General features: G+C 58.8%; 15 protein-coding genes and 3 pseudogenes. 8 read left to right on the top strand and 10 right to left on the bottom strand.

Annotated features, from left to right (window positions below; all coding sequences use genetic code 11):
• Positions 1–355: 355 nt before the first annotated feature.
• Positions 356–565 (bottom strand): hypothetical protein, encoded by a 210-nt coding sequence (locus tag FJW04_RS23030; RefSeq protein WP_140661362.1) that lies wholly within the window; start codon positions 563–565, stop codon positions 356–358.
• 228 nt (positions 566–793) lie between these two features.
• On the opposite strand from FJW04_RS23030, the gene FJW04_RS23035 reads away from it, so the two are divergent.
• Positions 794–1,150 carry a VOC family protein gene (locus FJW04_RS23035; RefSeq protein WP_140716929.1) on the top strand — a complete coding sequence of 119 codons (357 nt, stop codon included), beginning with the start codon at positions 794–796 and terminating at the stop codon, positions 1,148–1,150.
• Positions 1,151–1,254: 104 nt separating this feature from the next.
• On the opposite strand, the pseudogene FJW04_RS23040 reads toward FJW04_RS23035, so the two are convergent.
• A pseudogene (locus FJW04_RS23040) lies at positions 1,255–2,317 on the bottom strand (IS3 family transposase).
• A gap of 427 nt (positions 2,318–2,744) precedes the next feature.
• Here FJW04_RS23040 and FJW04_RS23045 point away from each other — a divergent pair.
• Positions 2,745–3,140, top strand: coding sequence for a metalloregulator ArsR/SmtB family transcription factor (locus FJW04_RS23045; RefSeq protein ID WP_140716931.1), 396 nt, complete (start codon positions 2,745–2,747; stop codon positions 3,138–3,140).
• Positions 3,141–3,715: 575 nt separating this feature from the next.
• On the opposite strand, the gene FJW04_RS23050 is transcribed toward FJW04_RS23045, so the two are convergent.
• Positions 3,716–4,018, bottom strand: a complete 303-nt coding sequence (locus tag FJW04_RS23050) for a DUF768 domain-containing protein (RefSeq protein ID WP_140661365.1) — start codon at positions 4,016–4,018, stop codon at positions 3,716–3,718.
• Positions 4,019–4,283: 265 nt separating this feature from the next.
• Entirely contained in the window at positions 4,284–4,529 is a 246-nt protein-coding gene (locus FJW04_RS23055; RefSeq protein WP_246673970.1) for a hypothetical protein, read from the bottom strand.
• Positions 4,530–4,908: 379 nt separating this feature from the next.
• On the opposite strand from FJW04_RS23055, the gene FJW04_RS23060 reads away from it, so the two are divergent.
• Positions 4,909–5,178, top strand: a complete 270-nt coding sequence (locus tag FJW04_RS23060) for a hypothetical protein (RefSeq protein WP_210241316.1) — start codon at positions 4,909–4,911, stop codon at positions 5,176–5,178.
• Between the two features lie 149 nt (positions 5,179–5,327).
• On the top strand, positions 5,328–5,534 hold the full coding sequence (locus tag FJW04_RS23065) for a hypothetical protein (protein WP_140661368.1): 207 nt from the start codon (positions 5,328–5,330) through the stop codon (positions 5,532–5,534).
• Between the two features lie 245 nt (positions 5,535–5,779).
• Here the strand turns inward: FJW04_RS23065 and FJW04_RS23070 are convergent.
• Positions 5,780–6,500: pseudogene (locus tag FJW04_RS23070) on the bottom strand (SOS response-associated peptidase).
• A 107-nt stretch (positions 6,501–6,607) separates the two neighbouring features.
• Positions 6,608–7,470, bottom strand: a pseudogene (locus FJW04_RS23075) (RNA ligase family protein).
• A 540-nt stretch (positions 7,471–8,010) separates the two neighbouring features.
• On the opposite strand from FJW04_RS23075, the gene FJW04_RS23085 reads away from it, so the two are divergent.
• The 3 genes from FJW04_RS23085 (at position 8,011) to FJW04_RS23095 (ending at position 9,823) form a co-directional block, all read left to right on the top strand.
• On the top strand, positions 8,011–9,075 hold the full coding sequence (locus FJW04_RS23085; protein WP_140716937.1) for a pilus assembly protein TadG-related protein: 1,065 nt from the start codon (positions 8,011–8,013) through the stop codon (positions 9,073–9,075).
• Entirely contained in the window at positions 9,075–9,248 is a 174-nt protein-coding gene (locus FJW04_RS30665) for a hypothetical protein (protein ID WP_318011847.1), read from the top strand. Before FJW04_RS23085 ends, FJW04_RS30665 begins: the two co-directional genes overlap by 1 nt.
• Before the next feature lie 428 nt (positions 9,249–9,676).
• Complete coding sequence (locus FJW04_RS23095) at positions 9,677–9,823, top strand: hypothetical protein (RefSeq protein WP_224720446.1); 147 nt, start codon at positions 9,677–9,679, stop codon at positions 9,821–9,823.
• Between the two features lie 23 nt (positions 9,824–9,846).
• Here FJW04_RS23095 and FJW04_RS23100 read toward each other — a convergent pair whose 3' ends face one another.
• Positions 9,847–10,059, bottom strand: a complete 213-nt coding sequence (locus FJW04_RS23100; RefSeq protein WP_140716939.1) for a DUF768 domain-containing protein — start codon at positions 10,057–10,059, stop codon at positions 9,847–9,849.
• A 331-nt stretch (positions 10,060–10,390) separates the two neighbouring features.
• Here FJW04_RS23100 and FJW04_RS23105 point away from each other — a divergent pair, with 331 nt between their 5' ends.
• Positions 10,391–10,597 carry a hypothetical protein gene (locus FJW04_RS23105; protein ID WP_140716941.1) on the top strand — a complete coding sequence of 69 codons (207 nt, stop codon included), beginning with the start codon at positions 10,391–10,393 and terminating at the stop codon, positions 10,595–10,597.
• Positions 10,598–10,757: 160 nt separating this feature from the next.
• On the opposite strand, the gene FJW04_RS23110 is transcribed toward FJW04_RS23105, so the two are convergent.
• The 3 genes from FJW04_RS23110 to FJW04_RS23120 form a co-directional block, all read right to left on the bottom strand.
• Entirely contained in the window at positions 10,758–10,988 is a 231-nt protein-coding gene (locus tag FJW04_RS23110; RefSeq protein ID WP_246673972.1) for a hypothetical protein, read from the bottom strand.
• Positions 10,989–11,109: 121 nt separating this feature from the next.
• The gene (locus tag FJW04_RS23115) at positions 11,110–11,328 is read right to left on the bottom strand and encodes a hypothetical protein (RefSeq protein WP_140663629.1); all 219 of its coding nucleotides are present in this window, start codon (positions 11,326–11,328) and stop codon (positions 11,110–11,112) included.
• Positions 11,329–12,659: 1,331 nt separating this feature from the next.
• Positions 12,660–13,529 (bottom strand): SDR family oxidoreductase, encoded by an 870-nt coding sequence (locus FJW04_RS23120; protein WP_140717143.1) that lies wholly within the window; start codon positions 13,527–13,529, stop codon positions 12,660–12,662.
• Positions 13,530–14,202: the final 673 nt, after the last annotated feature.

The following is a 14,202-nucleotide window of genomic DNA, read 5'->3' on the forward strand; positions in this document are numbered from 1 at the left end:
GCCGTAAATTTCCGCACGCCCACTCCTGCGAGCCAGAACAGCCGACGAAATCGCGTTCTCCAAGGCAAGCAACATTCCTATTCCTCCCGGCAACCCACCGGCCCTGCGAACGTACTCGCGCCAACTTTGTTCCTTCAGCTATCCAGTTTTGTCGACATCCGTTTTTGTCGAGCATCGTCGACCCCACCCCCACCTCTTGTCGACATCACACTGGCAAACAAAACGCCACCTGCGATGAAGGCAAGAAGCGATCGATGGCGTATCCTGCGCAAGCCCCTGACAGCGCCTTGCCACTTGCCCCTGACTTCCAAATGTCTGGCCTAGAACCGGGACATGAAACGTGCACGTCTCGACTTCACCGCCCCAGCGGCAGTTTAGATACGGCTACCAGTTCTTCCTCGTCTCTGATCCCAGCCTGATAGTTTGCTATGATACGAGAAGCGAGCGCTTCACGATGCTCTGGTGACTGACCCCCGGTTTTCAACTTCTCGAACACACGGCCTATCAAGGCCACTTCGGATGAATCGAACACGCCAGCTTCTGTAACTTTTTGATAGATCGGCATGGCCCTTCCCTCACTGCAACGCGAAACTAATCTCACTCGGAGATTCGACGCAAAGCAAAAACGACTCGGCGTTTGACTCACCCCCCTGAGTGATGCTTGGGAGAGGCTTAAGAGCAGACACGTGCGCGGCTCGCCCCAGTGACCTCTGCCTCTGCCGCCGCCTAGAAATGAGTTCGGAACCGAGCCAAGCCTTATTCGTTACAGGTGCTGGCATTTCGGAGGTATCTAATGGAAATCCAAGGCATCTACGCCACCCTCGCCACAGCAAGGATGGATCGTGCCGAGAAGTTCTATACCGAACTTTTCGCCCGGGAGCCTGACGATCGTCCCATGGACGGATTGATCCAATGGCGCGGCATCGCAGGGGCGAATATTCAAATCTTCCAGGACAGGGACAATGCAGGATCCGGTAGACTGACCGTTGTTGTCCCAAGAATGGATGATGCCCGTAGATCGCTCGAGGAAACTGGGGTGAAACTCACCGGCGAGTCCGAGGGTGACTACGGACGGATTGCCCAGTTTGCGGACCCGGACGGAAATCGCATCACCCTTGCTGAGCCACCCTCTAGCCCTTTCAAAACATAGAAGGCTTCATGCGCCTAGACGCGCTGGCAAGCTCGAACTACGACCAGGATCACCCCACGACCAGAATCGCCAATTGGCCTGCTGCCGGTTTTTCGGACACGCGGTTAAGCTAACATAGCTTTTTCCTCGAACTCCACGGGGCTCAGATAGCCCAGTGTCGAGTGCCTCCGCCGAGCGTTGTAGAAGCGCTCGATGTAGTCGAACACATCCGCCCTGGCGGCATCTCTTGTCCTGTAGACCTTGCGGGCTGTGCGTTCGGTTTTCAACGACGAGAAGAAGCTCTCCATGGCCGCATTGTCCCAGACATTGCCCGACCGGCTCATCGAACACGTAATGCCGTGGTCGGCCATCAGGCGCTGGAACTGCTCGCTCGTGTATTGCGATCCTTGGTCGGAATGATGAAGCAGGCTGTCGGGCTTGCCTCGGCGCCAGATCGCCATGATGAGCGCATCGGTGACGAGTTGGGCTGTCATGTCGGCCTTCATCGCCCAGCCGACGACAGGTTCGGTGCCGATGCCTCGAAGGTGCGGTCGAGGAGGTTGTCCGACACTGCCGCTCGCTCGCCCGTATCCTTCGGCAGTCCGCGACGCCGAGGCCGGGCCCGCAAACCGTTCTCCCGCATGAGCCGCTCGATGCGATGCAGGCCGCAGGAGAGACCCTCGGCCAGAACATCGTGCCAGACGCGACGGGAACCATAGGTGCGATCGCTGCTCTTGAAGCTGCGGTCGATCCTGGAGACGAGGATCTCGTCGTGCCGGGAGCGGGCGCTGGGACTGCGGTTGAGCCAGGCATGGAAGCCCGACCGGGATACATCCAGCGCACTGCACAGCCATGCCACCGGCCATATGTTCCGGTGCCTCGCGATGAAAGCGAACCTCATGTCACTTCCCTCGCGAAGTAGGCTGCGGCCTTTTTTAGGATGTCGCGCTCCGCCTTCAGCTTGGCCACTTCCTTGCGCAGCCGGTCGATCTCCTGCTGCTCCGGCTTCATCTGCCCATGACCGGGAAACGCATGCTGCGGATCGGTCGACAGCTCGCGCACCCATTTGCGCAGCACATTCTCGTGGAGATCGAGGTCGCGGGCACCCTGGGCAACCGCAACGCCCCGATCCTTGATCAATCTCACCGCCTCAAGCTTGAACTCGCGGCTGAACTTCCTTCTTTGCATTCCAACTCTCCAGTTCCGTTAAACACCTTATCTCCGTGTCCACGAAACCGGCAGCAGGCCATTCCAGCCCGTCGTGTGCGGAACTTACGGTTGGAGTCATATAGCTGTGGCGTTATCGAGCCTGGCGCAGCGTTACAGCGCCGACCCTAAGTTGGCTGCCAGGCCTGCGCGCAACCACCCAGGCGTCCACCCGTTGACCCATGCTGGTTGATTCCAGCGCACGCCTGCACTTGCCCCGCTACTGACTTTTTTCCTTGCGGCGGGAACCGATTGTAGCGGCTCTAGTTGACTTCCCAGCGCCCCCGGACAGAGGCGCCCGAGAGTTGTTCGGACAGCTTTCAAACGAAGCCCGCCACCGTTCCCTCAGTGGCGGGCTTTACGTGTTTAGCCGCGCGAGGTGGATTTGAGTACCTACGTGAGACAGCGTATGGCTGAAATCAAAGATGATCCCAACCTTCGCAGGCGCACGCGAGCTAAGGGCCGGCCTTCCCTAAGGCAGCTCTCCGCTGCCTCGCGGCTACTCGCAACGCTGGGCTTCCGCAAGCGGTTGCTGATCCTGGTTCATCTGATGGATGGTGAGAGATCGGTATCGGAGCTGGTCTCTTTAATCGGCGGGACACAATCCGCCCTCTCACAGCATTTGACCGATATGGCCAAACTCGGAATTGTCAAATCCCGAACCCAAGCCCAACGGCGGTTATATTCCTGCACGTCCGAGCAGGCGAAGACGCTCGTCGGCTTCCTCAGCAACCTAGCCGACAATGACAAACTCCCGGTGGGAAAAAGATCGGGAAAGAAGTCTTCTTCCTGGCGCCCCGGGTGATCCCGAAGGCTCGCCTGCTCGGAACCGGATTAACATTTTGTTTATAGATGGAAAAGGCCGAACCTCCCGAACCGATCCCGGACAGCATGCTCCTGGCCGCAGCAAAGTGCAGGCCGTTCTTCGAAAGCAACGCCTCGACGATTGGAATGAAGTTGGCCGACGCACTGCCTGAGAGCTACCGCGCCGGCCAGACCTGCAGGTCCGCCGGTCGCTAACAGGCCAGAATGATTGTCGCCCGCCATGTGATGGCTCTGCATTCGTTATCTGTCCCCATATGGCGTACAGTGTCTCGTCGTCCGTGACATTTTACCGGCATCGGACGTTTGGAAGTGACCCTCATGCTTTCGCCCTAACAGGAGCTGAAAGTATGGATTCGGTCAAGACTACCTCCGCGACATAGTTCGTCACTACGAAAAGCTCCTTATCCCTTCAAGATCGGCTTGTGGAGCGAGAGCGGGAGCAAGGGCGTGCAAACCGCAGTCCTGCGCGCTTCCGCAACAGCGGACGATTGTCGCGCGTTGGACGGAGGAAATTCGCCCCCGCCGCGGGCGGTGAACGGGACAGCCGTAGGAGCGTCAGCATAGCGCCGGCCGCAGGACGGGACGCGGGACCGACTGTCCCCGTCCGCGGCGGTCCGCAATGGCCAAGCTGCCATCGCGGTGCTGCATCGCCTTTGCGATCACTTCGAAGGCGCTGTCGACTTCCTCATAGATCTTGCTTACCGCGATGCCCTCTCGGTCCGCAGCTTCCATGACGTGGTCGGCTAGATCGTTTATCGCGCCCGGGTCGTCGGTCACCGCATCCGGCAGATGCTCTGCCATCCACCTGTCGAGGAAATTGGCGCGCGTGTGGTCATTTTTCAATAGCAACCGGCGCATATTAGGTTCCCGCTGATCTTGTGAAGGCCCCGCACCAAGGTTTGGCGACGAGGTCGCCATCACCGCACAACCTACGCTGAGGTATATTCAATGTTTCGTTTGTGAGTGCGCTTCTCGCCTTTGCTTTTTTGCTGGGCAGGATTCCTCGGTTTGGACTTAGCCTTCAACGAAGGCGAATTCACCATTGGCCTTGGTACGCGAGTTGCCCACCTGATCCACGTTATATCGCGATTGCTGTAAGGACGCCCACGGCCGCTCGCTACGATCATCCCCGAAAGCTTTCGATGTACCAGGTGATCTTGCCGTCCACCTTCATCGGCTTGTGGATCATCAGCCTCTTGGGGAGGTGTTCGGGATGGACCTCGAGGAGCGTGATCTTGACCGATGGCTTGCACCGGTTGCAGTCGAAATTCAGCTTCAACGGATCAGCGCCGCCGCCATAGACCATCATGAGATCGGCCGATCTGCAGTAGCGGACATTGCCGCAACTGCATTCCACCTTCACAATCATATTGTGCCGGGTCGCCTTCCCCAGGGTGTCGATCGGTTCGTGCGCCATGAGAACAGAAAAGGAACAAATTCCTTGCCCGTCAAGCGGTCTTATGGAATCTTTCCGCAGATGAGCGACGAACCAATCAGGCTTCCCGACGGCATAACGCCAGCGCCACGCGAGCGCGCCAGAGTGCTAGGCCGTGAACTCATAAATGCGGATGACCGAGCTGGGGTGGTTTGCAGACCTTCCACCGATGCGGTAGCTCTTCCCTATGAGAGAACCTAATTTCGACGCTGATGGTTGGTGCTTGGATGATGGGGAGGAATACCATCGGGCGGCACCCGATACTTTTTGGTGTCCTCCTCGTGAGGCCCGGGAAGGACTGCAGCCGGGCGACTTGGCCAAGCTGATCTTCCGTATGCGCATCGGTGATCCGGACGTGTCCGTTGCGGTGGAACGCATGTGGGTGCTTGTTCGCGAGCGTATCCCCGGCGGCTATCTCGGCATTCTGGACAATGATCCAGGCGCGATAGAGCAAAACGAGGTGTTCTGGAGCGGCGTCGAACTGCCATTCGCGGCCCGTCACGTCATCGACATCGATGAGCGGGATGAGAATACTATCTCTCTCGCGGCTCAAGAACCTAAGCGGCGCTGGCCCAAGTCCTGAAGGCCGAACATCCGCTAGGGCACATGTGCGAGCACACGGGTTGCGCGAAGCACGGAGGGTTCGGCTTTGCTCGGCCTCGCCAAGAGCCGCATTGGTTCTGTTTCGAGCACCGAGGCGACGGGGAGCGCTATCTCTGAAGGAGGAAACCCATGGTAGATAGACCACCGTATATGCCCACAGGAATTGGCATCGGCATGCTGAGGGACGACGAAACGAAGATCGGCGTCCTAATTTTCGAGACGGCGGAAGGTAATTTCGACTTCGCAGTCAATTTGCAGGCGGTCGACGTCATTCGCAAGGCGCTCAGCAAAATCGAGACGCACCTAACGAACGGCAAAATCTCGGACGTGGATTAGCTTCGGTGAAACTAATTTATGCCCCTGACGTTCTTGCCGTCTCAGGTAGGTGGGCAGGTGGTGCTTGGCAGGATTTAGGAAGTTCGGGTGCCGGCAATGTCTGGGCGCCGGCAAGGTTTTTCAATGCGCAAAGTGGCTGAGCTCAAACGGCACTTGTTGCCCGCGCGGAGTGCACCGAGCCGGGTGCAAAGGGTCTACGATCAGATGCCCTATGTGTCGTGGCAGCGGCCTACAAAGCCCAGAACCTAGACGTCAAACAGATCAGTAGGCCCGCGACCAATCTCCTCGATGATATCGGGCGTATTGTTGCGCGGCGAACCCACCTTGCTGTCGATCGGCCACATCTTCATCAGATCGGACCGAAAGGGCTTCATCAGGTCGCGAGGGTCCTGCTCCGGCCCCAGCCAGCGCCTGTAGTCGGCCGGCGCCAGGATCACCGGCATGCGGTCGTGGATGGTCGCCATCAGCTCGTTCGGCTCGCAAGTGGCGATGGCGAAGGTCCGCACAAGTTCGCCGGTTACCTTGTCGGTATACTCTTCCCAGATCCCGGCCATGGCGAAAGGCTCGTCAGATTTCATCGCGATGGCGTAGGGCTGTTTTTTCTTTCCCGACGCGTCGAGCTTCTGCCATTCGAAATAGCCGTCGACGGGCACCCAGGCAGCGGCGCGCGTTGTAAGCCTTGCGGAACAAGCCATTACTGGCGATCGTCTCGCAGCGGGCGTTGACAGCTGGCGGGCGGCCGCCACCTTCCCGAGCCCAACCGGGGACCAAGCCCCAGCGAGCCGAAACAAAGCCGGCCATGCTGGTCGACAGCTCTTCTCGGATGATGATCGGATAGGTCAGGCTTGGCGCGCCGTTCCAGAGAGGAAAGCTGTTGCCCAGCCGTTCGACCTCGCCAGGATGGGCGAATTCGAACCGACGAACCATGTCAGGGATTGTGGTTTTCACGAAAACTCGTCCGCACATGCACCAGAGATAGGGACCCGAAAAGCAAGAGTCTACTTCGGGACCGCTATTCGATCGCGCCGCCCTCGCCGACAGCCTCCGCCTCTCTGACGGCAGGCAAGCGTTGGCTATTGCCTATCCCGGAAATCGAGCAGCTTGGCGTGACGTAGCTTCTCCTCGCCCTTCAGGAACCGCACGCGGCCGACCAGACCGGGCTTGAGCCATTCTGCCTTTGCCTTGGCCAAGCCTATCGGAGCCGGCCCGCCGACCTTCCGTTGCACACGATCCAAAGCGCTTGTCGCTTATCAGCCTTGAACGTGACGAAGGCGCCGCCGGCATAGCGGCCCTTGTCTGCCATGAGGACCATGGCTGGTTTGCCCGCCTCGCGTTGAACGCCAATGATGTCCATTTCCTTTTCGGCATAGCACTTGATCTTGCGCCAGTTCATCGTCGTCCCGCTGCGATATTTGCTGTTCTTGCGCTTGGAAACTATGCCCTCCAGGCCGGCTTGGTTGACAAGGTGATAGACGGCATCGCCGGTCCCAGGCATCGCTTCGCTGAACTGGATGCGGCCACCGGTCGGGATCAATGCCTGGAGAATGTCGCGGCGGTCTTCCACCGGCATGTCGCGCAAATCGTAGCCGTTGAGGTGCAGGAGATCGAACGCCACCAGATAGAGGTCTCGCGACGGATTGCGGCTCGTGACGGCTGATTGCAGTGCATGGAAGTCAGACAGGCCAGCTTCATTGATGGTGATCGCCTCACCGTCGATGATGAAATCCTTCGCTTCGATCGCCGCTGCTTCGCCGGCAAGCTGGATATGGCGACCTGTCCAATCGTAGCCATTCTTGGTGATCAGCCGAATCCCGTCGTCGTCCTTTGTGACTTGGGTCCGGTACCCATCGAACTTGATCTCGTGGAGCCATTCGGCGCCCTGTGGCGGGGTGTCGACCAGTTCGGGCTCCATTGGCTTAATGAACTTCAGACGCATCAACTCACTCACGCAAACCGTCGATTCAATAAGCTTTAGCTAAAGTAGTTCCGGAACGTTTGGCGTGGCCGGATGTTGCCACCCGCATGACGAAGCTATCTGACCTCGGCCCCCCGATTCCCGGCAAACTGCATGGAGGGAAGCACATTGAAGAGCATCTTCACTTCTACAACTGCCCGCACTGCGGTCAGCGGGTCGACCAACGGGATCTGCGCCAAGTCTTCTGCATGAGCGGCCTGGTCATGAACCGCTGGAGCTGGAGCCTGAGGCGAAGGTGATAGAATTTCCAAAGCGGAAATAACAAAGCCCGCCGGGCGTGAGCCAGCGGGCCGTTGACGGCAGATCTTCGATTAGCCGGTTGGGCCTGTGACCCTGTTCGACGAAGAGATTTAGGCCGTAACAGCGGACGGTGAGATCGGCAAAAGAATCGAAAGAACCGCCTACGGGCAAAGAATGCATAAACTTTGATGGGTCACATTAGAGCTTGGTTCGCCGGCTCGTGGTAATTGCACGCTCGCTAATGTCTGTCGGGGGTTTGAAATGTTCAGGATTTTGCGCGGCTTTGCCCGCTCCCGCAGCGGGTCGATGATGCCGCTCTTCCTGATGAGCCTGATGCCCCTGATCGCGGTCATCGGCTTCTCGGTCGACTATACAAGCGCGGTCCAGACCAAATCCAACCAGCAGCAGGCGCTGGATGCCGCGATCCTGACGATCACGACCATGGACACCACGTCGACGCTGGCGCAGCGCCAGACGCTGCTGCAGGATTCCTTCGCCGCGAACGGTGGACAAGGCACCGCGACGCTGACCAACTTCGTGGCCGGCAACACCACCACCGCCACCACGGCGCAGGCCACGGCGAGCTTCGCCATGCCGACCGTTTTCATGAGCATCGCCAGGATCAACACCGTACCGATCGCCGTCGCCTCTGCGGTCAGCAAGCCGCCCGCGCTGGTTGCGGCTACCTTCAAGGTCTCCGGGGTTTCGGGTTACTGGAACAAGACAATGACGCTTTACGGCACGCAATTCGGTGCGACGGTGGCCAAGCCGCTGATGACGATCGACTATACCTATGGGAACACCAAGGATCCCAAGGGCTACGGCACGACCAATGTCAACGTCCTCACCACCGATTCAGCCGGCAAGACCGTCACCACGCTGGTCCAGAAGCAGGTCTGCACCGTCGGCAACAATCCGCCAAGCGGCGTGACCCTCAAGACCGATGCGAGCGGCACGAAATACTACTGCGTCGATACGATGTATCCGGCCAACAGCGCCGGCGCGGCGATCGACGTCAGCGCGATGGGCGGCCTCTATTTGCAGATGGACGTACCGTCGGGCAACCCGAAAAAGCTGATCTCAAACGATCCAACGACGTCCAACCGGCTCTATAGCGGTTTGAGCGCGACCACCTTGACCGAGACGGCCACCGGCCAGCCTGTCGACATCTTCAGCGTGGTGCCTTGCGGCGCGACAGCCTACCAGGCTTGGGAAGATGGCGGCAACTCGGTCCCGGCGCCAGTCAGCAACGCCGACTTCTTCTACAACGTGACCGGCAAATGCGACTACAACAAGCGGCCCTCGGAGACGGCGCTGACACAGTGATGTGGACGATCCGCCACAAGGAAGACCAGTCAGTCCGCCAACCCGGCATCGTGGTGGACGATAGCATCGAGCACCGTTTCATAGACGCTGCCGGTCTCTTCCTCGATTTCCGTGCTGCTGATCCCGATCGCCTTGGCGTCGGCGAAAAGCTTCTGAATAGACTCGGCAACTGAAAATCACGTCCGAACTTGCCAGACCTGACACATTGCAGCTCATCCACTTGTCAAGGAAATTGACGCCCCGCGTGCTCATTCGGGCATAAGTCGCCGGGCGTATTAGGTTCCGCTCATCCTTCTGGCCGCGGAGTGACGCCCACTGCGGCCGCCTCACTTCCCTTTGCTTCGCTGGATCGCTTTTGGAGAGCGGCTTGCAGCCGTGCAGCGGCCAGCAAAACGCTGTCCGGGGTCGGTTCGGGGGGATTGGCCTTTTCCATGTTTTATAACAAATGTTAGTCCCGATTGTTCCGGCTGAGGCTGCTGGCGCGTGTCTACGGCGCAGTCTTTTCAAGTCGCGAGCTGCCGAGAGCTTCGAGCGACTGCGCACTCTGCCCTCGATAATGATCTCTGCCGAGGACTGTGACGCGGCCCTCGGCTTGATCAGAATGGTGATCGAGCAAACGTGTCCCGCCGGCGTCCTGCCTAGCCGAGAGATGGTCAATGCGCTCTATGGGCCGGCCCCGAGGGATGAGGCGGAGGCGCTCGCCAAAGCGATCATCGCCACTGTGGAGAAACTGACCACGCCGCCCTGAGACCGCGAGCGACGACTACTTCGTCAAACCGGGTTGGAATGCACTATAGCATCAAGGATGGTTTGATAGAGGCTGTCGACCTCCTCGTCTATCTCCGCCCGCTTTATGCCGACTGCCTTGGCATCGGCAATGAGCTTGTGCGTGAGTTCGTCAACGGAGATCACGTCCGCGTTGGTGGTCCCAGGGACGTTGTTGGCGATCCATTGATCGAGAAAGATGACGCCGCGCGTGCTCATTCGGGCATAAGTCGCCGGGACGTATTAGGTTCCGCTCATCCTTCTGGCCGCGGAGTGACGCCCACTGCGGCCGCCTCACTTCCCTTTGCTTCGCTGGATCGCTTTTGGAGAGCGGCTTGCAGCCGTGCAGCGGCCAGCAAAACGCTGTCCGGGGTCGGTTCGGGGGGACTGGCCTTTCCATGTTTTATAACAAATGTTAGTTCCGATTGTTCCGGCTGAGGCTGCTGGCGCGTGTGTCTACGGCGCAGTGTTTTCAAGTCGCGAGCTGGCCGGAACCAAAGCGGAGAATGAGTATTTCCTAATGGAAGGGGGCTCCCAGGGACGCGACACAATGGATGGACATTTCGAACTGGAGCTAGCTAAGGCCAGGCTGAGCGTGAGCCAAGCTGAATCCGACCTGAAACGCCTCGAGCGGATAACGGACAAGCGCTATGGCGTGGGCATCGATCTCGCCCTCTGCGACACAATAAGAGGCGCCCAGCGGCGTGTCGGCGAAGCAAGAGCGCACCTGACGAGGATCAAGGCCGGCAAAGCCTGATCTCGCATTAGAAAAGCAAACGCCCACTGGTGCGAGCCAATAGCCAGTCACGGACGACGGTCGCCCGCATTCGATCAGCCCTGGCTTCTGGACCCCTCATATGGAGTGGCCTGTCAGGCCTGTCGGGGTTTTGTTACCGCCCCCTACGGCTGGGTAGTGCCTAAATCCGAACGACCCTATCCAGCCTTAAGCGTATCCGCTGGCCTTCCGCATAGGACAGCGCAAAAGATTCCAGTATAAATGACCGGGTGAGTTCCCGGTCTTTCTCAAGCACGCGGACGAACCATTCTCCGCAGGCCTCGAACACTTCAATGCAAGGCAGAGCCTTGCCGTTCAGCATCACGACAACATCATCCATCACAGCTCCCTTGAAGGCAACGCGCAACGTCATTTCTACACGTCCGTTGAAATCTGTCTTTCAATTACAAAAGACATACAACTTCGATTCTACAGTGCCGGACTGTTGAGGACATAAGGCGCTGCTGGTGGGCCGAGATTTACCCGCGCTAAGTTTAGTCCAGCTTCTGGATCCGGCCCTTTTCGATGTGGAACGCCCCGCTGTTCCCGCCTTGGCGTTCGAAATCCGACTGAATTTCGTCCCATGTGCCAAGATACTGGCCGCACTCGGCGCAGTTGATCGGCGTTGAAGGTTGAGCGTCTCCAGGAATCTGCAGGCGGATCGTGCCGCAGTATGGGCATTCCAGGAGATGGTCCAGGTACTTACCGGCCATGGTTGCTTCCAATGCACTCCGCACAGAGTTCTAGCGAGAAGAGTTCAAACGCAAGGATGTTGTCCCGCTCCGGCGCCGAAAAATTTCAATCGCTTAAGGGGCACGATTATCATATGTTAATCCCTGAAGCGCCGAAACGGGACGCGACGATGACAGGTAAGAAGCCGCCGCAGGACAGCCTCATCGAAAGGCTTATCCGAGAGACCGGGATAGCGAGGCGCAAGCGACAGAGCTTGTCCTGTTGCTGGGCAGAGAGTGGAATTCGCTCGTTCGCGAGGCGAAACTCCTTCTGGGCGAGAAATAGCATGCCGGCCAGTTCTGATTGTACATGCGAGGCTCGACGGAAAAAGCCCGCCGGCCGAGCCAGCGGGCAAGGGTCACTTGGGAAGGCCGCTGGAGTGGACGGCCCGATCCCGAACACTGGTGTCCGGTAAATGTTCCATAGCTAAATTAGTCCACCAACAGTCCAGCTTGCAGTTAGTCGCGATGGTGACCTTCGCCAGCAAGTCTCTGAACAATGCCGTCGCAACGGTGGTGTTCCGAACCCGTCGGCCACCAAGGGGGACGGCGGCGGCGCGGGCGTGAGGCTGCGGAGAATCTGGCGTGATCTTCAGCAGATATCAGGCGGGCGGTGGCAACGACATGCTCGACCCGGCAGTACAGACGAAAGTCGCTCGCACTTGATCAGCGCTGGCTTCTCACATCACACGTTGCTCAGGCCGGATACGGCTACCTGGGCAGCGATGCTACCCAGGCGTTCGCGCTTCTGCAGTTCTGCCTTTTCATCGGCCTTCTTCACGGTAACTCTCCCCCGCGTTGTCCCTCAGCGTAAAAAACTGGCTTTGTCGACAAAGCTTGTCAAGCAATGAAATGGCCCGCTGCCACGAGGGGAAAGCAGCGGGCCGGTGCGCCACGGGCGGGGAGCATGAGTATGGCGCCTGCGGGTGGAACTTCGGCTAATCCAACTTGTTCCGGAAGGATATGGCTCATGGTGCGCAATTGGCCAACCGACATAGTGAGCTGATCCGCTCAGCATATTTGTGGCGGAGAGTCCTTGAATGGCGGCGCCGCTGTCGCCCATGGGAGACGGAAGGCTGCTGACGTTCCAAACGTGAGATCTCTTACCTCAGTATGAATACCCGGCAATTAGCATAGGCGGCAGGATCATCATCACCAAAAACTTTGGTGACGACATGATGGGTATGATCACATGCTCGCCTTCTTGATGATCATCGTCGCCATGGCCAAGCGTGATTGTTCTTTGCCGAGTCCACGCTGGGAGCCGCCCCTGACTCAGCATCTGGTGGCGGGGCTGGCGACGGCTGCACCGACTACATCAGGCGGCCACCGGTGACCGCAATGACAGCTCCGGTGATATAGCTTGCGCCTGCCGTGGCAAGCAGAACGTAGGTGGCCGCCAACTCGGCCGGATGGGCGGGGCGTCCGATGGGCGTGTTGCGACCGAACTCGGCGACCTTTTCCGGTGGCATCGTTGAAGGGATCAGGGGAGTCCAGACGGGGCCGGGGGCGACGGCGTTGACACGGACGCCGCGCTTGGCGACCATTTTAGACAGTCCCTTGGTCAGATTCACGATAGCGCCCTTGGTGGCGGCGTAGGCCAGGAGCTGTGGGGACGGATCGGCTGCCTGGATTGACGCGGTGTTGATGATGCTGGCACCATTGCCCATGTGCCGCAATGCTGCTTTTGACAAAAAGAACTGGCTGTAAATGTTCGTCCTGAACGTCTGATCCAGCTCTTCCGCAGAGAGCTCCGCAATATCGTCAAGCGTGGCTTGGTGAGCAGCGTTGTTGACCAGGATGTCGACTTGCCCCAACTGACGCATGGCCGTCTCGACTATGTCTACGCAATGCCTTTCGTCCCCGACGTCGCCGGCAACAAGAACGGCACGCCTGCCCGCTTTCTCCACCCAGTCGGCCGTCTCGCGCGCGTCGTCGTGTTCATTCAGGTAAGACAAGACAATATCGGCACCCTCCCTGGCAAAAGCAATGGCCACTGCGCGACCGATCCCGGAGTCCCCACCCGTGATAATAGCCGTTTTGCCTTCAAGCTTGCCACTCCCCTCGTAACTGTGCTCCCCGTGATCGGGCCGCGGGGACATTGCGTTCGTCTGGCCCGGAGCACGCTGCTGTTGCTTCGGCAGTTTCTCTTGCAGGTCGAGGGTGTCCACATCAGAGATCATATTCATTCGTCTCCTTAACCGCTGCGCCCAACCACTCGAAGACCGGGATGTTCCACTGAGCCGTCGCTTAAGGACTTCAAGCGCAAGCGCCGGCCGCCCCCTCGCATCCCGTTACCATCTTCGCAGAAGGCGGTTGCACGCGCGAATACCTGGCCACGCGCTGGTCTGTCTGGCGGACAAGACTGGCGGCGCATCCAAGATGCTATGAGCAAATTTTTGGGTGCATTGCCAGAAGCCGGCACGATGAGGGCGTGCCTGTCAGGATCAGACAATTTCAACCCTAGGAAACACACAAAAAGCTCGCTGATCAGGGTGCTGGTCCACGAATATCTGCTTGCCTGCCTCACGCTCAAGCGCGTCTTGAGTGTCACGGTAGTTTCAAGAAAGTTCACGCCCTGGCTTGCCAAGCAGTCACCGCGATGGATGCGGCTCATGCCAAATCAGCTCCGCTGATCCCAATGTCGCCGTCAAAGATCTTCGGAACAGTCGTGCCCTGAGGTCGAGCCCTGTTTCTCTCGGCGTCCAGCAATTCATACTCCCCAGCTAAGCCGTTCATGAACAGCTTGAGTAGGTGTGCAGCCAAGCGCTCCCGCTGTGGCGACTTGGACGCGACACCGCGCTCGTTACTGATCGTCTCTGGAATGGCTCCAAAATTCTCTCCACGCACCGGAAC

Source organism: Mesorhizobium sp. B2-7-3 (assembly GCF_006440715.1).
In the GTDB taxonomy this organism is placed as follows: domain Bacteria; phylum Pseudomonadota; class Alphaproteobacteria; order Rhizobiales; family Rhizobiaceae; genus Mesorhizobium; species Mesorhizobium australicum.